Annotated in this window: 22 protein-coding genes; 16 read left to right on the top strand and 6 right to left on the bottom strand. The window is 53.5% G+C overall.

From position 1 onward, the window contains the following. Positions 1-212: 212 nt before the first annotated feature. Positions 213-800: an ankyrin repeat domain-containing protein gene (locus TW80_RS12425; protein WP_045997758.1), complete on the top strand. Its 588-nt coding sequence runs from the start codon at positions 213-215 to the stop codon at positions 798-800. Positions 801-992: 192 nt separating this feature from the next. On the opposite strand, the gene TW80_RS12420 is transcribed toward TW80_RS12425, so the two are convergent. Next, the gene (locus TW80_RS12420; RefSeq protein WP_045997757.1) at positions 993-2,003 is read right to left on the bottom strand and encodes a serine hydrolase domain-containing protein; all 1,011 of its coding nucleotides are present in this window, start codon (positions 2,001-2,003) and stop codon (positions 993-995) included. 184 nt (positions 2,004-2,187) lie between these two features. On the opposite strand from TW80_RS12420, the gene TW80_RS12415 reads away from it, so the two are divergent. The 11 genes from TW80_RS12415 to TW80_RS12365 all read left to right on the top strand — a co-directional run bounded on the left by TW80_RS12415 (position 2,188) and on the right by TW80_RS12365 (position 13,407). Next, entirely contained in the window at positions 2,188-3,393 is a 1,206-nt protein-coding gene (locus TW80_RS12415) for an aminopeptidase P family protein (RefSeq protein ID WP_045997876.1), read from the top strand. Between the two features lie 181 nt (positions 3,394-3,574). Continuing rightward, entirely contained in the window at positions 3,575-5,227 is a 1,653-nt protein-coding gene (locus tag TW80_RS12410) for a Hint domain-containing protein (RefSeq protein WP_052700981.1), read from the top strand. A gap of 118 nt (positions 5,228-5,345) precedes the next feature. Further along, positions 5,346-6,137, top strand: coding sequence for a L,D-transpeptidase (locus tag TW80_RS12405; RefSeq protein ID WP_045997756.1), 792 nt, complete (start codon positions 5,346-5,348; stop codon positions 6,135-6,137). A gap of 128 nt (positions 6,138-6,265) precedes the next feature. Continuing rightward, entirely contained in the window at positions 6,266-7,345 is a 1,080-nt protein-coding gene (locus tag TW80_RS18215) for a hypothetical protein (protein WP_045997755.1), read from the top strand. 3 nt (positions 7,346-7,348) lie between these two features. Continuing rightward, a complete protein-coding gene (locus tag TW80_RS12395) occupies positions 7,349-7,570 on the top strand; it encodes a hypothetical protein (protein ID WP_045997754.1) in 222 nt (73 codons plus the stop codon). Next, positions 7,563-8,678 carry a hypothetical protein gene (locus tag TW80_RS12390; RefSeq protein WP_045997753.1) on the top strand — a complete coding sequence of 372 codons (1,116 nt, stop codon included), beginning with the start codon at positions 7,563-7,565 and terminating at the stop codon, positions 8,676-8,678. The genes TW80_RS12395 and TW80_RS12390 overlap by 8 nt, the downstream gene beginning before the upstream one ends. Before the next feature lie 66 nt (positions 8,679-8,744). Then, complete coding sequence (locus TW80_RS12385) at positions 8,745-10,685, top strand: AAA family ATPase (RefSeq protein WP_045997752.1); 1,941 nt, start codon at positions 8,745-8,747, stop codon at positions 10,683-10,685. A 61-nt stretch (positions 10,686-10,746) separates the two neighbouring features. Beyond that, on the top strand, positions 10,747-11,088 hold the full coding sequence (locus TW80_RS12380; protein ID WP_045997751.1) for a hypothetical protein: 342 nt from the start codon (positions 10,747-10,749) through the stop codon (positions 11,086-11,088). A 13-nt stretch (positions 11,089-11,101) separates the two neighbouring features. After that, the gene (locus tag TW80_RS12375) at positions 11,102-12,451 is read left to right on the top strand and encodes a DUF6638 family protein (protein WP_045997750.1); all 1,350 of its coding nucleotides are present in this window, start codon (positions 11,102-11,104) and stop codon (positions 12,449-12,451) included. After that, positions 12,451-12,726: a hypothetical protein gene (locus TW80_RS12370; RefSeq protein ID WP_045997749.1), complete on the top strand. Its 276-nt coding sequence runs from the start codon at positions 12,451-12,453 to the stop codon at positions 12,724-12,726. Before TW80_RS12375 ends, TW80_RS12370 begins: the two co-directional genes overlap by 1 nt. 9 nt (positions 12,727-12,735) lie before the next feature. Then, positions 12,736-13,407 (top strand): DUF1523 family protein, encoded by a 672-nt coding sequence (locus tag TW80_RS12365; protein WP_045997748.1) that lies wholly within the window; start codon positions 12,736-12,738, stop codon positions 13,405-13,407. A gap of 83 nt (positions 13,408-13,490) precedes the next feature. Here TW80_RS12365 and TW80_RS12360 read toward each other — a convergent pair whose 3' ends face one another. From TW80_RS12360 to TW80_RS12345, 4 genes are all read right to left on the bottom strand, one after another. Next, the gene (locus TW80_RS12360) at positions 13,491-14,066 is read right to left on the bottom strand and encodes a DUF6882 domain-containing protein (RefSeq protein ID WP_045997747.1); all 576 of its coding nucleotides are present in this window, start codon (positions 14,064-14,066) and stop codon (positions 13,491-13,493) included. 135 nt (positions 14,067-14,201) lie between these two features. Next, the gene (locus tag TW80_RS12355) at positions 14,202-16,517 is read right to left on the bottom strand and encodes an aldehyde dehydrogenase family protein (RefSeq protein ID WP_045997746.1); all 2,316 of its coding nucleotides are present in this window, start codon (positions 16,515-16,517) and stop codon (positions 14,202-14,204) included. 4 nt (positions 16,518-16,521) lie between these two features. After that, on the bottom strand, positions 16,522-17,421 hold the full coding sequence (gene deoC, locus TW80_RS12350; RefSeq protein WP_342585906.1) for a deoxyribose-phosphate aldolase: 900 nt from the start codon (positions 17,419-17,421) through the stop codon (positions 16,522-16,524). A gap of 198 nt (positions 17,422-17,619) precedes the next feature. After that, positions 17,620-18,387: a helix-turn-helix transcriptional regulator gene (locus tag TW80_RS12345; protein WP_239450545.1), complete on the bottom strand. Its 768-nt coding sequence runs from the start codon at positions 18,385-18,387 to the stop codon at positions 17,620-17,622. Between the two features lie 178 nt (positions 18,388-18,565). On the opposite strand from TW80_RS12345, the gene rpe reads away from it, so the two are divergent. The 4 genes from rpe to TW80_RS12325 all read left to right on the top strand — a co-directional run bounded on the left by rpe (position 18,566) and on the right by TW80_RS12325 (position 22,329). Further along, the gene (gene rpe / locus TW80_RS12340) at positions 18,566-19,249 is read left to right on the top strand and encodes a ribulose-phosphate 3-epimerase (RefSeq protein WP_045997743.1); all 684 of its coding nucleotides are present in this window, start codon (positions 18,566-18,568) and stop codon (positions 19,247-19,249) included. Positions 19,250-19,394: 145 nt separating this feature from the next. Beyond that, entirely contained in the window at positions 19,395-20,741 is a 1,347-nt protein-coding gene (locus TW80_RS12335) for a DUF4153 domain-containing protein (protein ID WP_162197172.1), read from the top strand. Next, the gene (locus tag TW80_RS12330; protein ID WP_045997742.1) at positions 20,738-21,418 is read left to right on the top strand and encodes a response regulator transcription factor; all 681 of its coding nucleotides are present in this window, start codon (positions 20,738-20,740) and stop codon (positions 21,416-21,418) included. Before TW80_RS12335 ends, TW80_RS12330 begins: the two co-directional genes overlap by 4 nt. Further along, complete coding sequence (locus tag TW80_RS12325; protein ID WP_045997741.1) at positions 21,403-22,329, top strand: sensor histidine kinase; 927 nt, start codon at positions 21,403-21,405, stop codon at positions 22,327-22,329. Before TW80_RS12330 ends, TW80_RS12325 begins: the two co-directional genes overlap by 16 nt. Positions 22,330-22,352: 23 nt before the next feature. On the opposite strand, the gene TW80_RS12320 is transcribed toward TW80_RS12325, so the two are convergent. Beyond that, positions 22,353-23,573 (bottom strand): urate hydroxylase PuuD, encoded by a 1,221-nt coding sequence (locus tag TW80_RS12320; RefSeq protein WP_045997740.1) that lies wholly within the window; start codon positions 23,571-23,573, stop codon positions 22,353-22,355. Positions 23,574-23,611 lie beyond the last annotated feature (38 nt).

Raw genomic sequence — 23,611 nt, 5'->3', positions numbered from 1 at the left:
CCGATTGGCCCTACGCTATGTCGTTTTGCTGCCTGCCAAAATACCTGAGGGAACTGTCTGCGACAGGGGTCGGCAATGCGGACAAAGCACTCTTTCGCTGCGGTTGCTCCAATGTCGGCCTGCAGAGAGGCTTCAACAAACACTTCTTTTGGGAGCGTTTAAGGCTAAGGCTTGAAAATCAAAATATTGACTGACAAGGGAAGGTCAGAGCTTTGTTTAAGGATGAAGATTTCCCCAAATTCGAAGAGGCTTGGGACGCATTCAGTAACGCCGATATTGCGCGCCTCGAGAAGATAGCGGCGACAAGTGAATTGCCGCATGGGGTTGATCCGTGGTCAGGACGCTATTGGTTAAGCCTTGCAATAGGATCGGGAGAACCAAAGTCTGTAGAGTGGGTACTTAGCAAGGGCGTTGATGTTCACTATATCGAGGACGGATTTTCAGCGTTGATGGACGCCCTGCAACTTGAGAGCGATTACCATCTTACACATAACGGTGATCCAGCTGGTGCAACCGCAATTGTGCTCAATATAATCGACCAACTGGTTGCTGCTGGCGTTGATGTTAACCAGTGTCTGAATCTAAACTATACGGCATTTCATTCAGCTGTAGCATGGTCGTCGATCACTGTTATACGACACCTCCTAGACCTCAACGCGGACCCGAGTGTTTGTAACACAGATCATTGTACAAGTTATGGTAGTCCAGTGGATCAGGCAACCCTTCTAAAGCGCTGGGAAGTTCATGCAATGTTGTGTGAAGCACTGGGCCTTGCACCGTCTGGTAGGCCCCTACAGTAGACTCCGTTCAGTAACCAAGTTGTTGTTGTACGTTTTTGTCGTCTTCCGTAATAGCAACCGCTCGCGGCAATTCAGAAATTTGGCAAAGAGGGCTCAAAGCGGCCATTGCGCTTCGGGGTTTCGAGGGCTTAACTTGCTTCATTTAACGCACAGCATTGGCTGTTAGAGCGCGGTTCTTTGATCTGGGTTTGTTTATGCCATGAACAGGTCAGGGGTTAGCTGATCAAGAAGTGCATCACTTTGTTTGGGTGCAAAGACGTTGGTGGCAATCGCTGTAACTGTTTGCTGCTCTGGTGCGATCCACAGTTTTGCGTACCACATGGTATTTGACCCGTTATGCCAGATGACGGGCGCCTGCGCGTGCTGCGGGTCTACGACCCAGCCAAGCCCATAATCCCCGGGCCCCGCTTTCTGCATCAGTTGCAGCGTCTCATCTGATAAAACGCCGGGAACGATATCTCCTAGCTGCGCTTGCCCCCAACGGATCAGGTCTGCCATGCTTAGGTGTATGCCGCCGGCTGGTCCCATCCATTTTGGGTTGTCTGATCTGGAATGGTCAGGGGGAATTGGGCGTTTGAAGCCAAGGATGCTTTGGTGCCCATATGCGACCTGGGGGTGATCCGGGGCGCCAAACCCAAGCGAGTTTAGCCCCAATGGTTTCGCGATTTTTGTTTGGATCAGGTTGTCCCAACGCGACTGGCATATCGTTTCAGCGATGAATCCCGCCATAACATACCCGATGTTGGAATAGACAAATTGCCCTGTTTCAAGGGGAGTTGGCTGTTTCCAAAGGTTTGACAAGATGCTGGCGCGGTCGTGGCCGCTTTGCCGCATAAGGTGCGGTGGGGCATTCGCCATAAGCCCAGCACTATGCCCAAGAAGTTGCTGTAACGTGATGTTCTGCCAGTCGGCATGCATTTGATCGGCATGTTGAGGCAGATATTGTACGATGGGTTCGCTCAAGGAAAGCAGCCCGTCTTGCGCCAAAAGCATGATCAGCGTGGCGGTGAAGGATTTGCTAATTGAACCAATATGCCAGGCCGCGTCATCGGCGACCATTTCTGTGCCAGATTTAACCGTGGGCCCCGCGGTTAAAACAAAGGGTTCGTCTGTGCCTCGGGCATAGGCGACAGCGGTTGCGAATTTGGGTCGCGGTCCAATGTTACGGGTAAATGTTTCGGCGAATTGTTGTTGAATGGGCATGTCGTGCTCGGTTGGTTTGGGTGCGATTACGCTAACCGAAGATATGTGCAGGCCCTAGCATTGATTGGCCCTTTTTATTGCATTGCGAAACTTCGCGGCTTAGCCTTGTTTTGCAGCGATGGCGTCGTTGCGATTTCTTTACATTTCTGTCCTGAACGCCGGGACCTTTTCGCAAGGGTCTGACATGACGACACGTCCACAATATTATCGTTTTCACCAAGGTGCCGAAGTCCTACCGTTTCCGGCGTCCGAATATGAGGCGCGCCTGACTAAACTTCGTACAGCGATGCAAACCCAAGGGATTGAGGCGGCGGTTTTTACGTCGATGCATAACATCGCCTATTATTCGGGGTTTTTGTATTGTGCCTTTGGGCGGCCTTATGGGTTGGTGGTGACGCAAAATGATTGCGTAACGATTAGTGCAGGCATCGATGCCGCGCAGCCTTGGCGGAGGTGTTATGGCGATAACATCACCTACACCGATTGGGAGCGTGACAATTATTGGCGCGCTATTGTTTCCGTTACGGGGCAGGGCGCGCATGTCGGATATGAAGCCGATCACATCGCGCTGTTGCAGTTTGAAAAACTGATGGCGTTTATGACACCGGCCGAAACCACTGATATTGCGCCAATCACGATGCGTCAGCGCATGCATAAATCCTCTGCTGAACTCGAACTGATCCGCGCTGGTGCCGCCGTCGCCGATGTCGGTGGTTATGCAATCCGCGATGCGATCAAGCTGGGCGCGCGTGAAATTGACGTGGCAATGGCTGGGCGCGACGCGATGGAACTTGAAATCGCAAGACGGTTTCCTGATGCAGAGTATCGTGACACTTGGGTGTGGTTTCAATCTGGGATTAACACCGATGGCGCACATAACCCTGTAACTGCACGTGTGCTGGAACGGGGTGATATTCTGTCGCTCAATACATTTCCGATGATTAGTGGCTACTACACCGCGCTTGAGCGCACGCTATTTGTACAGGATGTCGATGCTGCCAGCCTCGCCATTTGGGAGGCGAATGTCGCGGCGCATGAATACGGTATGTCGTTGCTTGTTCCTGGCGCGCGTTGTTCAGAGGTCACCGCTAAGATCAATGCATTCTTTGCAGAGCGTGATTTGCTGCAGTATCGAACGTTTGGATACGGACATTCGTTTGGCGTTCTGTCGCATTACTATGGACGCGAGGCGGGGTTGGAACTTCGCGAAGATATCGACACGGTGCTGGAACCTGGCATGGTGATTTCGATGGAGCCGATGTTGACAATCCCCGAAGGAAAACCCGGAGCGGGCGGCTATCGGGAACATGATATCCTTATAATCACAGAAGATGGAAACGAGGATATTACCCAGTACCCATACGGGCCCGCGTTCAACGTGGTGGGGTAATTTCCGATACATTTGCCAAAAAGGGGGACGCCATAGTAGTAATTGTCGCTGAATTGTCTAGGGTTTATTTATTAACTATTGGCCCTTACGATTCAGGGGCGAAATTGAATAGTGAGCAGCATGCAGTCATTGTATTTGCGGTAAAGAGTAAATTGCCGCTTTGCTCATAAGGGCGGCCTATATGGCGGATAACGATAGCAATAACCCTGCGACCGAAAAGGATCAGAGTATTGCCGGAACATCTGGCGCTGATCAGCTAACGGGCGGATATGGGAACGACAACATCGCTGGCGGTGCCGGCGATGATGTTTTGCGTGGTGATGGGCCGGTCGGGAACGCTTGGCATTTTGAAACCTTTGATCACGATTTTGGATCGAGCGATAATCAGGCGTTTGACATCGGCCTTGATACGAGCGAGCGCACAGCATCGGGCTATGTGACCGACTTTAACGTCGAAGCGATTACCAACACGGTGCGCGGCACAACGGGCGATCCAAGCGATTTTGGCGTAATCTACACGAACACAATTACCGTCGGTTCGGGCGGTACTTATCAGTTTTCGACGACCTCTGACGATGGCTCGACGCTGCAGATTTTTGATTCATCGTGGAATTTGGTGACTTGGGATTCTCAGACGTCACCGGGCGCAAGCAATACTTACCTCGATAACGATGACCACCAGCCGCCCGAAACCGAAAGCGGAACGGTGACGCTCGCTGCCGGCGAAACCTATATCATCCAAATTCGATACTGGGAAAATCTTGGCGGGAACGTCTTGGGGGCGACGGTCAATGGGCCAGATACCGGTGGGGCCAACCAAGATTTGGCAACGTCTTCGATGCTTAGCGGCGCGCCGGGGCCATCCTATTCAACAACAGGGGTTCCAGCCGGAGTAGAAGGTGACGATGTCATTGACGGTGGCGCAGGTAATGACGTCATTGACGGTGATGCGGGCAATGACACCCTGATTGGCGGGGCTGACAACGATACGCTAACCGGCGGCGAAGGCAACGATACCTTTGTCTATAATGCGGGTGATGGCGATGATGTAATCACCGACTTTAACACCGGTTCCGGGCAGGTGTTGGATGACGGCGATGCCACAAACAACGATGTGCTTGATCTGTCGGCCTTTTACAGCAACCTCGCAGAAGCGCGCGCCGATCTGAATGACGATGGCGTCCTGAACAACGCGTCGCTTGGTGGTGGTTCGATCACATTGACTGGGGTGAACGCGAGCGACCTGACCTCGGACAATGTTAATCTGGCGTGCTTTGTACGGGGTAGTCGGATCATGACAACGCGCGGTGAGATTCCTGTCGAGGAACTGACCGCAGGGGACAAGGTGCATACTGTCGACAATGGCGTGCAGCCGGTGCTGCATGTCGTGTCCCGCACGGTTTCAGCGCGCGGGCGCTTTGCGCCGATTGTGATATCGAAAGGCGCACTGGGGAATGAGCGTGACTTGCTCGTCTCTCCGCAGCACCGGATGCTGATGTCCGGCTGGCAGGCCGAGGTGATGTTCGGCGAAGGCGAGGTGTTGGTCGCAGCAAAGCATTTGGTAAACGGCGACAGCATTTACCAACAGCGCGGCAAAGAGGTGGAATATTTCCACATCGTCTTTGAACGTCACGAGATTATTTACGCAGAGGGCATCCCAAGCGAAAGCTTCCTTGTCTCGGCGCAAAGCGTCAGTCAGCAGGAAAAAGAAACGTTTGATGAACTGATCGCTCTTTTCCCGGAATTGGTCACTGCGCCGGACAAGTTTAACCGTTCTGCACGGCGCACGCTCAAGCTACACGAGGCGAGCCTTCTTACTGCTACGCAACATTAATCTGTCGAAATTCGGTTGTGTCACGGATATGGCGCATCTGCAGAATTCCTCTGGCTTGCGGTTTTGTCTTGTCAGGTCACAATGCTAAGACAGACAGGTTGAACCACGGGAATTACTCATGCGACCCAAGACTTATCTCACTCGCCGTTCGTTTGGCGCAATGTTGTTGGCGAGCACGGCTGCCGCTTGTGCCGATCCAGATGCTGATCCGGATGCGCAGCCAGCCGCAGAGGATTTCGTCGAAGGGTATGGCCCGATTGAGGATGCGGGCTATCGGCTGCCGGGGATCCCATCTGAGTATCTACAAGGTGTGAACCGGCGCGCTTCGGGGATCTACAACGGGGAACAGCGCGGCAACACGATTGACGTCGATCCCTTTGCTAAATTCCTGTACCACGTCCGCGAAGATGGCACGACAACGCGCTATCCCGTGGGCGTTGGGCGTGCAGGTAAATCTATCCGTGGTACGGCAACGATCCGTATGAAGCGCAAATGGCCAAGCTGGACACCAACCGCAAATATGCTGCGCACAGAACCCGAGGTTTACGGCGATCTGGCGGCAGGTATTCCCGGCGGACTACGCAGCCCTCTGGGCGCGCGCGCCTTGTATCTCTATCGTGGGTCACGCGATACCTACTACCGTATCCACGGCACCAACGATCTCGAATCTATCGGAAATTCCGGGTCTGCCGGCTGTATCCGCATGTTCAATCAGGATATCATTCATCTGTTCGACCAGATTGATGTTCCTATGCGGGTCCACATTCGTGATGAGGCAGAATCGCTGCGGGTTGATCCAGAAAACTTTGAACGCGGGATCGAATTGCCTCCGAAAATTATCGACGCCGAAGAGTTGCTTGGCCCAGAGGCCGTGGCCGCAGATCATCCACCGGTTTTTGATGACGCTTAGCGCTTTATTTTGGCGGCACGTCTTGTAAGAATTGCGCCTGACACGCACGGATTACTTTGCCGTGCGTTTGAAAATGATGTTAACAGTTCCTACATTACTGTTATCACAGAGTTATAGAGGAATTTTGAATGGCGGATTTTCAAACTCAGATTCAGGAATCACAAGCGCAAGTTGCCGAAGCGCAAAGCAAGATTTCAGAGCTGACCAGCCGAATTGAAGTGGCTCGCACAAAGATGGCCGAAGGCACAGATATTTCGGTCGACATCGAAAATGCGACATTAGAAGACGTCCACGCCCACACCGAGGAAATGACCGCGAATATTGCCGAGCTGATTATGGGCTTGGATGATGTGACGGCTGCCTTCTCCAAGGACTTTGAGGACATGCGCTCAAAGACCGGGATGGAGACCTTTATCGGTATTTTTAGCAAGGCAAAGTCCGAAAGCATGCGTCAAGAGCGCATGCGTACCGCGTCAATTGATGACAAGTTGCAAGACCTGATCAGCAAATCTGATGTGATTATGAAGTTACTCGAAGGGCAGTTGAATGTCCTGAACGAGCAAAAGCAAAGCGTTGAAACCAATTTGGGCGGAACCCTGCAAGAACGTGAACTGGTCGTTAGTGAACTTGAGGCGGTGCGCGCTGAAATTCTGGCCGTTGATCCTGAAATCATCACGCTTGAAGGCAAAATCTCTGTCGAACAAGACGCTGCCGCCCGCACCAAACTGGAAACAGAGCTGGCTGCGCTGAACACGCGCTACAATGAGATGGTTCAACAAGAGCAGGTCAAGCTGGCCAAGTCGCAGACGCTCGAGCGTTATATCGAAAAGGGTAAGACCTGGATCGACAGCTTGCAGAACCAAGCGGCCACTCAGATGGTTCTCATCAACAAACTGCAGACAGACACCAAACAGCGCGTCGTGTTGTACGATGCATTGTCGAAGTCCCTTAAGACTGCGCAACAGCAGGATGTGGCGCATAAGATTAACGAAATTGGTGTGAAAACCGACCAAGAGGCCCAAACCGCAATGGCCGCCATCGGTGCCGCTACCAACGCGCGTATGGCCGACATGATGGAAGCCCACGAAGATCACATGGTTTTCGCCCGCGAAGTGCTGGAGCAAAAAGCCAAAGCAGATGAGCGTTTCGTGCGCCGCTTTCAGGCGATCGTGGACAAGCACGATAGCAATCAATACGGGGCCGAGTAGGGCGTGAAACGCCGGAATATTTTTCTTGTTTCATTGTTTGGTGGGTTGGCATTTACGGATGCGTTCCACCCATGGCCCTACGGTTGGTCAGGGCTGCCCGAGCTGACAGAGCGGCTCTTTGAGGCTTCGGTTTTTGCGGTGCTAATGGCGCTAATTGGTCCAAAAGGATACGAGAATTTGTTGATGCAGGGTGCTGGTGGACCGAGGATTGCGAAGGATGACTAACCTTCAAGCTGACCACATGAAGCTCGAAGATACCCATGTCACGCGGCGCTATTTCGGCAAGTTCGCGCGGATCACGGGTTACCTGACCAAGGTTGCGGCAACAATGGAGGCCGAGGGGCGTTTTACCCGCCGCGATATTGAGGCCTTGGCGGGATATCTAGTCGGGTTGAACTGGACCTTTACCGCGTTGGCGCACAAATACCATTTTGCGGGCCGTTTTGCGCACGCAGGGGCGTTGACCTTTGATCGGGTGGAAAGCGGGTTTCCGGTCTATCAAGAACTGCTCGAGATGGCCAACGACGCGCAGCAAGCGGAGCGTCATTTGGCAACCATGCCCGATGTTGAAACACTCAAAGACCAGATGGTCCGCGTTATCCTAGGTGATCAAACGATCCCAACAAAACTGCAATACGCCCTGTCACAGCGGCTTTATTACGAAGAACTCGCCCGCGGTGACCAATTTTGGGCGCGCAATGACCCGCAGGCCGTCTGGGTTCGCAATCAAGAAGATAGGCGCGAATTCTTGGTGCATTGGGCTGTCTATGATAGCCAAATCAATCTGCCGACCATCTATTTGATGGAGCTTGAGGATACGGGCCGTACGGGCCTACCCAAAGATGAACGTCGCTGGCCCGAGGCGCAGGCGCATCTTATGGCGCAATCCGTTGCGGGCCTGAAATTGCTGACCATCGCCAAAGGTTTTGACGAGGATTTTGACGATCTGCATCCAACGCGGCTGCGGCGTTTGCATATCGGCCCGATGTATAGTCACGCCTTTACCCGTCAATCAGGTCCGCTGCGGGAAGTGCTCGAGGCAGCAAATTCACCCGTGGGCGAAGATTGGGCGCTGGTTTGGACTGAGGAAGAGTTGGTTTCGGAGCGGGTCGAGCATGTAAAGTCGGGTTGGTTTGGGTCGGTCGAGCGTCAGATATTTTCGCGTGACGTTTTTGAGGCTGGCGGGTCCGCGACAGGTGCAACGCGGATGGAACGGTCTTTGATCATGCCTGAACGACCTTATCAGGCCCTGGCTGAGCGAAACCCACCGGGGTTTGGGAGCGTGCGCAAATTTGTAGTGAGCGAAAACGGTCGCGTATTGAGCTACCGGTAGAACAACAAATTTCTAGAAATTTGTTGGCCTCCGGCGGGAGTATTTTGAACAAAGCGAGGGTGGGCAATGAGCCAGACAAGTGATCAAATGGAATTGCGCGAAGAAGATATTCGCAAGCATTATGTGCCTGCCGCCGAAATGCTTATGCGGCTTGATCACTCTCCGCGATTGGCCAAGGCACGGCTGTCACTTGAGGCGCCTGAGAAATCGCCAGATGTCGCGGCGACCCGTCGTCGGTTTCGTTCGACCACGCCTGGGTTGCTATCGCGTACGACTGCGACTGCTGGCGGTGTTCGGTTGTTGGACCGTTTGGCTGAGACAGATGATGATGATCCGTTGACATCACCTGCGCAGGCTGCGGTGGCACATGGATTGCGTCGCGCGATGTCGATTGCGCTGGCTGTGGCGGATGCATATGCGGATTTGACCCCGCTGACAGAGCTGAAGCGTATCAACCTTGAAGGGCGATTGTCATCTGAACGGTCCGTAGAGTTCACAGAATATCTTGCTGCAGAAAGCTTGATTGCTTTGTACACATTTGCCAATGCGACGGCCTATTTGCTTGCCAGTCATAGCACTGAGGCGAGTGTTGAGGTTGGAAGTGTCGATGAGGTGCTGACCGACAACGCTCCTTTGGCTTTGCATGGTGCCATTTGGGAACTGGACCAGAAGCTAGGACAGTTTGCCAAGGATGAAGCTACGCTCATTGCGACGGTTCTAGCCTATTGTGAACAGTTGATGGATCGCGTTTCACAGCGCGCAACTACCGCAGGTCGACTGGAGCCTTTTGGCAATGCGACTTGGCGCGTTGAGGCGGACGACTTTACTGTTCAGGGGTTTACCCCCGCCCGTAAGGCCAAGGGCAGCAGTTTAACCATGACCTTCAAAAAGCCGAATGAGGTCGTGGGCAATCACATTGCCAAGTATCAGGCGATGAAGCTGGCCAAAATGCTGATGGCTTATGATTTTGATCGCAAATTAAATCCCTTTGCCGAATTGGGTGGATTTATCTTTACCTTTATGGGTGATGGTAAGCCCGGAACGGGTAAGACGACTCTGATCCAGATGATGGCGGGTCTAATCAATGATTACTGTCAGGTTGCGGGCTATCCGTTTCGCTATCAGAACCTGTCGACGGATAATATTGACAGCTATCAGGGGAAATCAGGACAAAACGCTAAGGCCTTTATCAATAATGTCATTGACCCACATGTAATCGGTTTTGGGACGATTGATGACATTGACCAGCTCGCTGGTAAACGTGGTGACAGACAGTCATCGGCCGGGCAATTGGAGATCACTGCCGTCTTGATGGAGAGTTTTGCAGGGGCAAATACCGTTGTGCGTGGAAACTGTACTTTTGGGATGTTTTCGAACTATCCCGAGAACGTCGATGATGCCCTGCGTCAACGTGCGGGTGCCCGGTTCTTGGTTGATGGGCCGCAGACGCGCGAGGATTACATCGATATCCTGTATCTGCTCATGGGCAAAAATCACGACATCCCGGTTGGCGAACACACGGTGTTTAGCGCTCAGGAAATCCAAAAGGCGGTTGCGGCGTCATTTGATGCACATGCCCGCCCCAAAGAGGTTGGCCTGTTGAATGTCTATGACCGTGTTTCAGCGCAGATCGGAGAGCTTGATACCATTGCGAAACTTGGGACCTATTTGAAAGCCATCCAAGAAGCGGATGAACGGTTCACCGGTCGTGCGATCAAGAATATCACCGACGCAGTCAAAGTTCGCGCGATGGACTTCGAACTGCCAGACGAGTGGATGGAGAACCCAGAGCTATTCCTGTTCAAGGATTACGATACCAAGAAAGCAATGATCAACGATCTGCGCGTGCCAATTACTGTTGATATGGTGGTTCAGGAAATCAACCGCTACGCCGATAGTGAGTTCCGCTATGCGGATAAATCTGACGAAGTCGCGATCGAAAATATGGTGCGCGATTTCGGCCGGCAAGAAGAGGCAAAGAAGCGTTATCTGGAGGGCAAGGGGTGACGTCTACGCAACGCTGTCCCAGACGTGTTCCGGGACCACATCGTAATGCGGAATTTGTGATATGGCGTTAGTGTCCGACAGCCTGTTTTTGCCTGCGTTGGTCATCGCGGTGATTGGCTATCTTGTGCCACGCTTGTTGGGGCGTATCCTGCCAGAAGGTGTGGCCCCACTAATGCTGAATGCGTTTTTGTCAGCCGTTTTGCTGGTGATCATTGCAGCAGGTTTTTTCGTCTGCTTGTACCAGTGGCAGGGCGCATCATGGGGCCAATTCGCGTCGGTCGGCATGGCTGAGAATATTGCATTCTTTGTGCGGCTTGGCCTTATGTCGGCAATCATCTGGGCGCCGATTATGCTACTGTCGGTCGCATCATTACCCCGCAAATGGGTCGAGAAAACATGGTAGATGGGGGCGCATCATGCACCGGCTAATTGAAAAAGGTCTGATGTTTGGCAACTTGGTCAGGGTGGATAGCCCGATCTTGGTTGAACGGTACAATCGTGCGCTTAAACATCTCACTGGCAAGGAAACCGCGCTGGATGTGTTTCATATTGATATATCGGGTTTTAGCCCTGAGATCGGGGATGAGTTCGACGATCAGCTTTACCTCAACCACGCGGGGGTGAACCGACAGTTCATCTTGTTGACGACCGATCAGGCGAGCGCGCCTTTGCTGAATGCAAAGTTCTCAATGGCGCGGGGGATTCTCAAGCAGTTCATAGCTGAAAATCGATCGCAACTCTTTGCTTTGACGACACGCGATGCAGTGGCAGGAGAGCTGGTTAATTCGGTGTATTTGGCGGACACACCAGCGCGGCTGTTTGATATCCGTTCGATTAGGATCGAGGCTGATACCACACGCGGCACCGTTGCGATGGCAGAAAAGCTGGGCCGCAAAATTGATCGTTTCAAGACAGAGCCAGACGCTTGGTTCGATGATGTTTTGATCGCCGAAATGATTGGGATCGCGAAAAAGACTGGTGACGTGGTGCGCAATCCAGTTCAGCTAAAGCAGATGGAGTTCGTCCAAGATAACTTTTGGACGGATCTGTTTGGCAGCATGTATTTGTTTCGAGGCGTCGAACATCCAGCCGCGATTGTCCCCAAGGGGAAAGAGAAACTCGGCAAGCTGCCCATCCCATTTACCTTTGAGTTTTCAGATCGCTCGGCCATCGCGAAATTCTTGCATCTGAATGATTTGGTCGAACCAATCATCGCGGCGCGCGGGGTCGATGCGGCGGCGATTTTGAAGCAAAAGATGGATTTCATCGTCGCTTCGCTTGCTGTGGAAATGGGCGAAAGCCTTCGCGGTGCAACCCGACGCGATCTGCGCAGACTTGGCCGCAATTACGCGCGGCAATTGCCAGAGGCGTGGCAGGGGCTGGCCGCATTGTTGCGGTGGGCGTCAGATGATGGTCCATGGCCCAAAATCACGTCAGAGCACCCCGCATATTTCTATACCCTACGGGCAAAGAACCACGCCGATGCGGATTTGGTGAATATGCTACTGGCCGAGCTGACGCCGCTAGATGTGCGCCAGCTATTCATTTGTCACAAAGATGCGTTTTATCGCGCTTATGCGACGTGGCCCGACGAAAAGCGGGCTTATGTTGCTGATTTTCTTGATCGTGAGTATCAAGTCGATAAGGCAGGTACACGCAAGGCGCTGTATGGGCATGAAGAACCGATGGAAGAGCCAGTTCCAACGCGGCAACCGGATATCATTCATCGGGTCGGCCCATGGGGCGCGATGAATAGGAGGGGCTGATGGGATTTATACGTCTGGTCGTTTTTGGTTTTGTTGGGCTAAGCATTCTCTATCTGATGATTTCCATCTATTCGCGCTCGGTTCGGCGTGAACGGCTCGAGAAAGAATTTGACGCCGATCACCCGGATAGCATTGATCAAGATGCCCGCGATGCCTATGTCGCCGAGGGAATGGCGGCCTACAACAGTTCGATCCGGCCTAAGCTGATCGGTCTTGTTTACGTCGTCCCAACCATTGTGGTCGCGTCGATCATCTATGTCATTAACACGAACTAAGGACTTCTCATGCACCGGATTAAGATCGCTTTTCGTGTTCTCGTCTTTTTGATTTTCGGTCTCTTTTGTCACTATGTGCTGCCTCAGCATGACATCGTGAAACTGACCTCGACCGAGGTAATTCGTACCGACTTTAGCTCTTATAATCGGTTGTTTTATGCGCAGGCAGACAGCGGAGCGACCGAGCAGCCGACACGTGATTTGCGGCTCATCAATACCAGCAAACAGAAGACATTCTTGCTTGGCTTTATCCCGCGCGACAGCGCTGAGGTTATGGTCTATCGCAACGAAGACACAGGGTGGATTTGGCCTCCTTACTTTAAGTTCGACAGTTCCGATCTTCAGGCCGAGGCGGCAAATCTGGCCAAGGGCGACGATTGGGTTGTGATTACGCACTATGGTTGGCGTATTCGCTGGGCGAGCATCTATCCCAATGCGATTGCGATCCGTACGGTGTCCGGTCCTGATGCGACCGTGATCCCATGGGCGAGCATCGTGTTCTTCTTGTCGCTGATCTGTGCGATTGTCTTTGTGCGGGCGATGTGGCGCCAGTTCCGCGAACGCACCGTTGATCCACTGCTTGATAGCGCAGGCCACAAGGTTGATGAGGTCCAAGCCGATATGGCTGAGCGTCGTGGGCGGATATCTCGCTGGCTGGATACTTGGCGATCAAAGAAATGACCAAAGGCCCCGCATTTCGGGGCCTTTTCTTTTGGTTGATAGCGGATCAATCCGTGTTCAGTTGTCTATAAAGCTGTCAGCAATTAGGTTTCCCAGACGGGTGTATCAATTGCAAAAAAGGACCACGCTTTTTCATTCACCTTTGCGCGGTAGACCATAGGGTATTGCGCGAGCGATGCGGCGTATTCGGTCAAGTGCCAAGCCTCATGATCATTCAGCAACAGCATTGCTGTGGTGAGGCAAGGCCAGTCATTCTCAATCCCTTTAGCGCGCGCTAGATCGGGCGCTTTGCGATTGGCGTCAGTGATATGCGTATCGGGCAAACCCCAGCCCCACATCCACGAATGTGTTTGCTCGATCCATGATCCGACGAGGCTGAAATCGGCAAAACAACGTCGCCCGTCTGAATTCGTAAAATAGAATGTGCCTTCTTCGGGCAGAACATTCCAGCGGCCGTCATGGCCACGAATTTTGAATGTCTCGTATAGGCGTTGGCTACTCTCGCTCAGTTGAGCACATGCCGCCTTTAGCGCGTCATCAAAATCTGGCAGATCAGGCGCGCGGTGATAGTTTTCGCATCCCTCGCATTTGATAAATATCCCTTCACCGTCATAAGTATCTGAGGTGCTGTTGTTTTTCTTTTTGAACCAGCCAAACATGAAGTCCCCATAAATAACTTGTTGTGAATGTGATTTGCATCTCAATTCGACAAATTTGTGGCCGCCGCCACTGACCGTTAGGCAAAGAGCGTCTCGAAGCACCCGAGCGCTTCGAGACGATTGTGTGTTTTCCAGCTATTCGCCGTAAGGGATCCAGATATTTTTGACCTCAGTCGCGGCATAGAGGTAATCCTTGGCCGTCGGGGCCAAGTCATGCCCGTTGTTGACCCATGTCCGCTTGAGGTTGCCAGCACTTGCCTTTTCGATTGGCCCAGAAATATCCGCGCTTGAGAATGACCATACGGCATCCACATCCATATGCGCGGCAAGCGTTGCCGAGAGCGCGGTGTGATCACCTGTGATAATGTTCACGACACCCGCGGGCACGTCAGAGGTTTCAAGGATTTGATAGAAATCTGTTGCAGCCAGCGGGTAAGCGTGGCTCGGAACGGTGACAACGCGGTTGCCCATCGCGATGGCCGGGGCGATCGCCGCGACCAACCCTGCAAGTGGCCGATCGTCGCACAAGATACCAATCGTGCCCACGGATTCTTTCATCGCCAAGGCAACGCCACGAATTGGCACACCATGCGCCTGACCATCGAATTTATCGGCCCATGCAGCAGCGCTAAAGAGAGACTGAATTGCTTCATCGACCTCTGCCGCGCCAGATTTTTTACCTGTCATCGCGTTGATCCGGTTGGCAAACTCTTCGGCACGGACAGATAGGTTTTCAGCAATGTAATACAGTATTTGCGCCCGTAGATGGCCGGTGGTTTTGGACCACCCTTTGGCGGCATTACATGCCTCTACCGCGTTGCGGATATCCTTGCGGCTACCAATCGCCGCATGACCGAGCAGTTTGCCCTTGGCGGAAAAGACAGGTTGCGAATATCCCCCGTCAGGACGGGCTTGTTTGCCGCCGATATACAGCTTTGCAGTGCGGTCGAGTGGATCGACGGGCGCGCCATCGGTCCCGGCAAAAATCTGTGCTGGTTTTATCGGTTTAGGTTTTGTTTTTGGCTTGGTGTAGCCTGACAAGCCTTCCCAACCGCCTTCGCGACCAAAGCCGCTTTCGCGTACACCACCAAAGCCAGCGGCGGCGTCCATCATATTGGTGCCGTTGATCCAAACGATGCCTGCGACCAGTTTCGGCGCGATATCAAGTGCGAGATTGATGTTTTCAGACCAGACCGATGCCGCCAGCCCGTAACGGGTGTTGTTGGCAACCTCGACGGCCTCGGATGGCGTGCGGAACGTTGTTGCGGCCAGAACCGGGCCAAAGATTTCCTCTTGCATCAGGGTCGATGCCGGCGACAGCCCTGTGATCAATGTTGGAGGGTAGAAACACCCGTCAGGTGCGGCGATCTGATAGGTTTCGCCTTCGGTATTTGCGCTGACCATTTTAGTGATCTGATCCAGTTGGATCGGGTCCACAATGGCGCCAACGTCGATACATTTGTCGAGAGGGTTACCAATCCGTAAACCATCCATGCGCGTCTTGAGCTTTGCATAGAAACGATCAGCAATGCCTTCTTGGACCAATAGACGCGACCCGGCGCAGCAGACTTGACCTTGGTTAAACCAAATGGCGTCAACCAACCCTTCGACAGCACTGTCGATGTCGGCATCGTCAAAGACGATATAGGGGGATTTGCCACCCAGTTCGAGTGATAGCGCCTTGCCCGATCCGGCAGTTGCTTCGCGGATTTTGCGGCCCACTTCGGTCGATCCGGTAAAGGCGATTTTATCGACTTCAGCCATTGCCAGCGCGGCACCCGTTTCACCGTCACCAGTGACGATGTTCACAACGCCAGCAGGCACACCAGCCTGTGTGCAAATATCGGCAAACACCATCGCGGTCAGCGGTGTGTATTCGGCGGGCTTTAGGACAACGGTATTGCCCATTGCCAAAGCAGGAGCGATTTTCCACGCCAGCATCAACAGCGGAAAGTTCCACGGGATGATCTGGCCGCACACACCCAATGCCTCGCGGTCGGGTAGCTCGTCGTCCATCAACTGCGCAAAGCCTGCGTGGTGATAAAAATGGCGGATCGCTAATGGCACGTCGATATCCCGGCTCTCGCGGATCGGTTTGCCGTTATCAAGGCTTTCCAAAACGGCCAATAGCCGGGCGTGTTTTTGCATCAAGCGCGCGATAGCATAAAGAACCTTTGCACGCGCATGGCCCGATTTCGCCCATGCGGGCTGTGCTTTGCGGGCGGCTTTGACGGCTTCGGCGACCTCATCTGCGGTGCCTTTTGTCACCCCGGCGAGTTTTTCGCCTGTCGCTGGGTTGTTCGTCGCGAAATCGTCGCGCAATGCACCCCATTTGCCGTTGATATAGTGACTTGCGATGCCACCGCGATCTGCGATCCATTTCAGCGCGTCAGTGGCGCTCTCGGGGGCGGGGCCATAGTCCATAGTGTCGAAGATTTCTTTGATGGTCATGATCTTATCCGATCGCGTGACGCCAATTGGCGGAATATGCGCCAGTGACGTGATGTTCGAGTTGCCGTTCGATATCGCCCAATAGGCTGGATGCGCCAAAGCGGAACAGGTCAGGTTGTAGCCAACGGTCGCCCAGTTCGTCTTTGATCATCGCCAGATAGACAAGCGCGTCTTTGGCTTTGGAGATGCCGCCAGCGGGTTTGTAGCCAACTTTGATCCCTGTGCGTTCTTCATAGTCTCGGATCGCGCGGATCATGGTTAGGGTCACAGGCAATGTGGCGTTAATGGGCTCTTTGCCAGTTGAGGTTTTGATGAAATCTGCCCCGGCCATCATGCAAACCAGCGATGCGCGCGCGACGTTGCGCAGGGTGCCCAGTTCGCCTGTGGCAAGGATTGCTTTGACGTGGGCGTCGCCACAGGCGGCACGCATTTCTTTCATTTCATCATAGAGGGCCTGCCAATTGCCCGTCAGCACATGGCGGCGCGAAATAACTATGTCGATCTCTTCGGCACCTGCTTTGACGCTTTCGCCGATTTCGGCGATGCGCAGGTGGAACGGGGATAATCCGGCTGGAAAACCCGTTGAGACGGCGGCGACGGGAATGCCGGATCCCTGCAAGGCATCGACGGCGGTTTCGACCATATCGTGATAAACACAAACTGCGCCTGTAGTCAGGCCGGTCATCCCCAAGGCATCAAGGATATCTGCCCGAACGGGTTGGCGTGCCTTGGCACAAAGGCGACGCACGCGTCCCTCGCTGTCGTCACCAGACAGCGTTGTCAGATCAATCAAGCTGATCGCCTTGCAAAGCCAAGCGGCTTGATAGTCTTTTTTGACGGATCTGCGGCCAGGGAGCGTGGCTGCGCGACGCTCGATTGCTGATGTGTTTGCCTGTGCGGCCATCACCCAATCAAGATCGAGCGGTATGCCGTCATTGCGTTGTTCTTGCACCTGCGGGAGCTGGTGCAAAGCTGTGGTTTCAGTCGTGTGCAAGGGGGCCTCCTGCGTTGCGCAGCAAGAGTGACAGTTTGACTGCCTAAAGGCAAGTTTTGATCAAATGATCAAAACCATTTTTTGAGTATTTTGAACAAAGCGAGGGGGTCAACCTTGGGGCTGGATCAGATTGCTTTGGAATTGGTGCCGGTATTGTAAGGGGGTCATCCCGTGGGCGTTTTTAAATAATTTGTGAAAATGCGACATATTCGGGATGCCGACCTGATCTGCGACGACGCTGACGGGGTCACTGTCGGTTATCAATACGCGCGCCGCATGGTTCATGCGGATATCGTTGATAAAGTCGGAAGGAGTCTGATCGTAGTATTTGCGCATGCTGCGGCTGACATGGGGGTGGGCTTTGCCGGTGATGGCGACAAGCCCAGAAGCCCCTTGGCGAAAGATTGTTGGATCTTTTGCGGCTTGGCAGGCTTGGGCCAGCCAAGCAGGCGTTTGTTCGGGTTGTTGGTCGCTAACGAGGTCCGCGCAGAGTGGCAGCAAGAACGCCTCTGCCGAGAGGGCGTTGCATTTACTGTGTTCCAGTAACACAGCGGCGTGGTTCAATGCGGCTAGCTGCCGAATGTCGCGTTTATGTTGCGACAGTTTGGACTGTGCCCAAAAGAGGTTGCCTTGTAATTCTGGATGGCGCGTACCAAGTGTCTGGATCACCTGTGGGTGGATGCAAAGCGATACAACGAGGGCATGTTCGCCTCTGCCTTGAAGTGCGTGCTGCTGGCCGGGTTGGATGAAATAAACCGTTCCTTCGCTAAGGACTTCGGCCTTTTCACCTAGATGATGCCGGACCTGGCCATTTTGCACCCAGAATAGTTCGTAAAAATCATGCGAATGCAGGTTTTTGGGGCGTTGCGTGGTCAATGTGGCCCGTGTGAGGTGAATACACGCGCCATTTTGAAGGATGTTTTTATGATGCAAAACATGAGCCATGCCCTAACGTAACATAGTGGTTGCTGCGATGCAGCATTAATCTTCTGGGCGTGACAATTCGGCAAACCCACGCTATCTGCTGGCGCAAGTTTATCTATGAGGTGCGCCCATGTCGTTTGATCGTTCTTTGAAGATCGCTCCGTCCATCCTGTCTGCGGATTTCGCGAATTTTGGGCTGGAGTGCGAAGCTATTGAGGCGCAGGGTGCGGATTGGGTCCATGTGGATGTCATGGACGGCCATTTTGTGCCAAATTTGACCTTTGGTCCGGCGACTTGTGCGGCCATCCGCCCGCATATCAAGGGCGTTATGGATGTGCATTTGATGATTGCGCCCGTTGATCCCTATATTCAGGCATTTGCGGATGCAGGTGCCGATGTGATCACCGCGCATGTAGAGGCAGGCCCGCATATTCATCGCACATTACAAGCCATTCGCGCTGCGGGTTGCAAGGCAGGTGTTGCACTGAATCCGGGCACCCCGGTGAGCACGGTGAAATACCTCATGGATATGGTTGATCTTATTTGTGTTATGACTGTGAACCCCGGTTTTGGCGGCCAAAAATTCATCCACAGCCAGATCGAAAAAGTCGCCAAGCTGCGCGCAATGATCGGTGATCGACCGATTCATATCGAGATTGACGGCGGTGTTGATCCAACGACCGCGCCCTTGGTCCGCGAAGCGGGTGCCGATGTTTTGGTTGCGGGTTCTGCCGTGTTCCGCGGTGGAAGCGTTTCTAAACCAGAGGTTTACGGTGAAAACATGCGGGCGATCCGTGCCGCTTGTGACAGCTAACATCTCTGCACAAGTTCTGCACATTTGATCGACGCGAGGTGCACCGAGCGCCCTTAAACCTTTGTTGGAATATCAACAAAGGAGCAGGCGATGATTATTCGAGGTGTGCCACGTAAACTGGCAAAAGATGCATGGTGGCTGGACGATGAATAGGCAGCGTGCAATTGTTTTTGTCACCTTGATTGCATTAACGGATTTCGCGTTCTGGCATGTATTTCCGGGGCTTGGGTTTGCCTTTTGGGTATTGTCGCTGGGGCTGGGTGCACATCTATGTGTCGGACAAGTGCCCCGCCGGAATATCATCATGGCCTGGGGCGTTTTAATCGCGGCTGTTTTGCCAGCGGTCGAACTGGTGCAGGTTCTATCAGTCGTCTTTGCTTTTGCAGGATTAGCGGTATTCGCCATTGTCTTGCTTGATGGGAAATTGCGGTTCTGGCCGATGGTGCGGTTGTGCTGGCTGGGTGTCGTACAGATCGCATTGGATATAGCGGCATCGCCAAAGTGTTTGCCGAAAGGTGGCGAAGTTCGTAGCCGTTTCGCTGCATGGAGCATGCCAGTGATGTTGGGCGGCGTTTTTGCTTTCCTCTTTGTCATCGCGAACCCTGTGCTGATGGGGTGGTTCGATCAATTGGATTGGGGGTACGAGTTCGAGCATTTAAATCTGGCGCGCTTCTATTTTTGGATTTTCTTTAGTGTTTTGATTTGGCCCGTCTTGCGGTTGCAGGCAATGGCGCCGCGATTGTTGCGCGGGCGCAAGACACGCGTGTCCAAGACCCCGAACCCCCTGATAAACGTGGCTTCGGTTACCCGCGCGTTGGTTTTGTTTAACGTGATGTTTGCGGTGCAATCGGTGCTGGACCTATCCTATCTTTGGGGTGGGGTCCGATTGCCCGATGGTGTCAGCTATGCCCAATACGCCCATCAAGGTGCCTATCCTTTGGTGGTTGTCGCGCTCTTGGCGGGTGGATTTGCGCTGTTGGTGCAGCCTTGGCTGAACGGTCGCCGAATTCTGAAGAGCTTGATGTATATCTGGGTCGGGCAAACCGTGCTTTTGGTGCTATCATCAATTCTGCGGCTTGATCTTTATGTTGAGGTCTACGGCCTCACCCGTTTGAGGTTTGCGGCTTTTATCTGGATGACGTTGGTGGCGTTGGGATTGCTGCTGATCGTGATGCAGATCGTAACCAGACAATCGCGGTCTTGGTTTATGGTACGGGTGTCGGGGCTTGGGGTGCTGTGTCTTTATGTTTGTGCCTTTATCAATATTGACGGGTTTGTCGCACGCCAAGGCATTTTGCATGAAAGAACGGATGCCTATTACATTTGCACCAAGCTAAGCGCTGGCGTGTTGCCTGCAATCGCAAAGTACGAGCCGGATTTATGTGGTAATTATTATCCGATACAATTGCGCAAACCTGCCGATTGGCGCGAATGGGGCTATCGGAATGCGCGGCTCCGGCGTAGTTTGGCGGAACTGGAGGCGGCGCAATGATCTTAGTAGCAGATGATGATACGCAAATTCGCGATGTTCTACGGATTGCGTTAGGTCAGGCGGGTTATACCGTTGCAGAGGCGTCAGATGGCCGTGCCGCGCTTGAAGCGGCGCAAAGCCTGTCACCAAATTTGATTGTGCTGGACATTGGCATGCCAGAGATGGACGGGCTAGAGGTATGCAGAGCCTTGCGGAAATCATCCGACGTGCCAATTCTGTTTCTGACAGCCCAAAGCGATGAGGTCGATCGGATCGTGGGCCTTGAACTGGGTGCAGATGACTATGTGGCCAAGCCGTTTTCGCCACGTGAATTGGTCGCACGCGTGAAGGCGATTTTGAAACGTAGTGCTGCCGTGGTGCCAGAGGCCGTGACGCTGCGCCGTGGGGTGCTGACGATTGACCCAGAGCGCCACCTTTGCCACGTTGGCCAGACCCAAGTACCGCTCACAGCACGTGAGATGGAGCTGGCACTGCATTTGATGCGCCGTCCTGACAATGTGTTATCGCGACCACAGATTGTCGATCAGATCTATGGGACAAACGTTCATGTATCGGACAGGACAATGGACAGCCATCTGCGCAACCTACGCGCAAAGCTAACAGCTGCCGGCTGCGCTGACGCAATCGAAACGGTGCATGGCGTCGGTATCAGGATGGGCGCATGCCGCGGCGTGTAATTGCAAAGTGGCGTCCGCCGCTAGCGCTGGTTCTGGGCGGCACCTTGGCTGCGGTATTCTTTTTGCCAATATTGGGCATTACCTATTTTCGGCTCGCGGGTGGCGTGCTTGGCTGGGCCGAGACAGCTTGGATGATTGGGCTGATGGCATTGGTTGCGACCCTATTGCTAGGTTTTTTATTGTGGCGATTGGTATTGCGTCCGGTCAAGACATTGACCCGTTTTACGCGCGCAGAAGGGGCGTTGGATGTGCCGCAGCACTTTGGAACACCCGAATTTTCGCGTCTTGGGCAATCACTGATTTCTATGACGGAAACCTTGCAGAACCGCGAGGCGGTGCTGCGGTCCTATGCGGATCACGTCACGCATGAATTCAAAGCGCCGCTCACCGTGATCCAAGGTGCGACCGAATTGCTCAATGATGATGGGTTGGCTCAAGAGGACCGGGCAAAACTGCTTGCTGGTGTGTCCGATGCGGCCAAGCGCATGCAGGCGCTGTTGGATAGTCAGCGCGCATTGGCCCAAGCGCAAGAACCAATGCCTGAAGGTGAATGCCAACTGTCCGACGTTGCGGCCGGATTTCGGGCTGTGGATGTCGAACAAGATGGGCGCGTGCCGCTCACGCAAGAGGTGTTGATGCTGGTTTTGGGACATCTGGTCGACAATGCTTTGGCTCATGGAGCGACTCAGATCAGAGTGGCCTTTGCCGACAATAAGCTGCGTGTGTCTGACAATGGTCCGGGCGTTTCGGATGGTAATCGCACGCGTATTTTCGATCCGTTTTTTACGACCCGGCGTGACGCGGGTGGCACGGGGATGGGCCTTCCGATTGTTGCCCGCATGTTGCAAGGGCAGGGCGCGCAAATTCGGTTGATCGAAGGTTCCGGTGCGGTTTTTGAAATCAGCTTTTGACTGGAGGTGGATCAAGATCCACCCTACGATCCAGCCCTGTACCAAGCGACCAGTTTGGCGCGATCCTCGTCCGGAAGGGATGTGATATTGGCGGGTGGCATGGCGTGGCTCAACCCGGCCTGTAGGTAAATCTGCCGCGCATGTTGGGTAATGTCGCCGGTGGTCTCGAGGAATACACCTTTGGGTGCGTGTTGCATGTTGCCCCAGACAGGTTCACGCGCATGACACATTGAACAGCGCCCGATGACGATATTTTCAACCTCGGCATATCCTGCGGCGTCAGCGAATTGTTGTTCGTAGCGCGTCAGATCACGCGCGCTTGCATCCTCGTAACTGTCGTATCCCGGCTCGGTCGAGAGCCACGCGATGATCAAAAATAGGATCACAGTCGCGGGCCACGTCCATGTTGGTTTCCCTTTGCGGGCGTGCATGGAGTTAAAATAGTGCCGAATGGTGACCCCCATGAGAAAGACAAGCGCCGCAATAATCCATGCGTATTTGGTGCCAAAGGCCAGTGGATAGTGGTTCGACAGCATCAGGAAAATCACGGGCAAGGTGAGGTAATTGTTATGCGTCGAGCGTAGCTTTGCGATTTTGCCGTATTTCGGGTCGGGGGTGCGTCCGGCTTTGAGGTCGGCCACCACGATCCGCTGATTGGGCATGATGATGAAAAACACATTTGCCGTCATGATTGTCGCCGTAAACGCACCCAGATGAAGCAGCGCAGCGCGGCCGGTGAAAATCTGGTTGTACCCCCATGCCATCGCGACCAGCAGGACAAAGAGAAGCACCATCAGAACCGTTGGCGTTTCTCCCAATGGTGATTTGCATAAGAAATCATAGACCAGCCAGCCCACGGCCAGCGAGGCTGCCGAGATAAAGATTGCCTGCCAAATGGCGAGGTCAGCCTTGGCGGGATCAATCAGGAACAGCTCTGCCCCAGCCCAATAGACCACGGCCAACATGGCAAAGCCTGACAGCCAGGTTGAATAGCTTTCCCATTTGAACCAAGTTAGATGTTCGGGCATCGCCTCTGGCGCAACCAGATATTTCTGGATGTGGTAGAAACCACCGCCATGGACCTGCCATTCTTCGCCATCGGCGGGGCCTGCGATATCACGGTTGAGCGACAGATCGAGTGCGATGAAATAGAAACTGGATCCGATCCACGCGATTGCGGTGATTACATGTAGCCAGCGCACGGCAAAGGCCAGCCAGTCCCAAAGAATAGCGAGATCGTACATAGGTATTCCTTTTTTGTGCCAGTCTAGGCAGGCTCTTG

This window comes from Loktanella sp. S4079, from assembly GCF_000967725.1.
In the GTDB taxonomy this organism is placed as follows: domain Bacteria; phylum Pseudomonadota; class Alphaproteobacteria; order Rhodobacterales; family Rhodobacteraceae; genus Yoonia.
The sequence above is the reverse complement of the archived record's forward strand: the minus strand, read 5'-3'. Positions and strand labels throughout refer to the sequence as shown.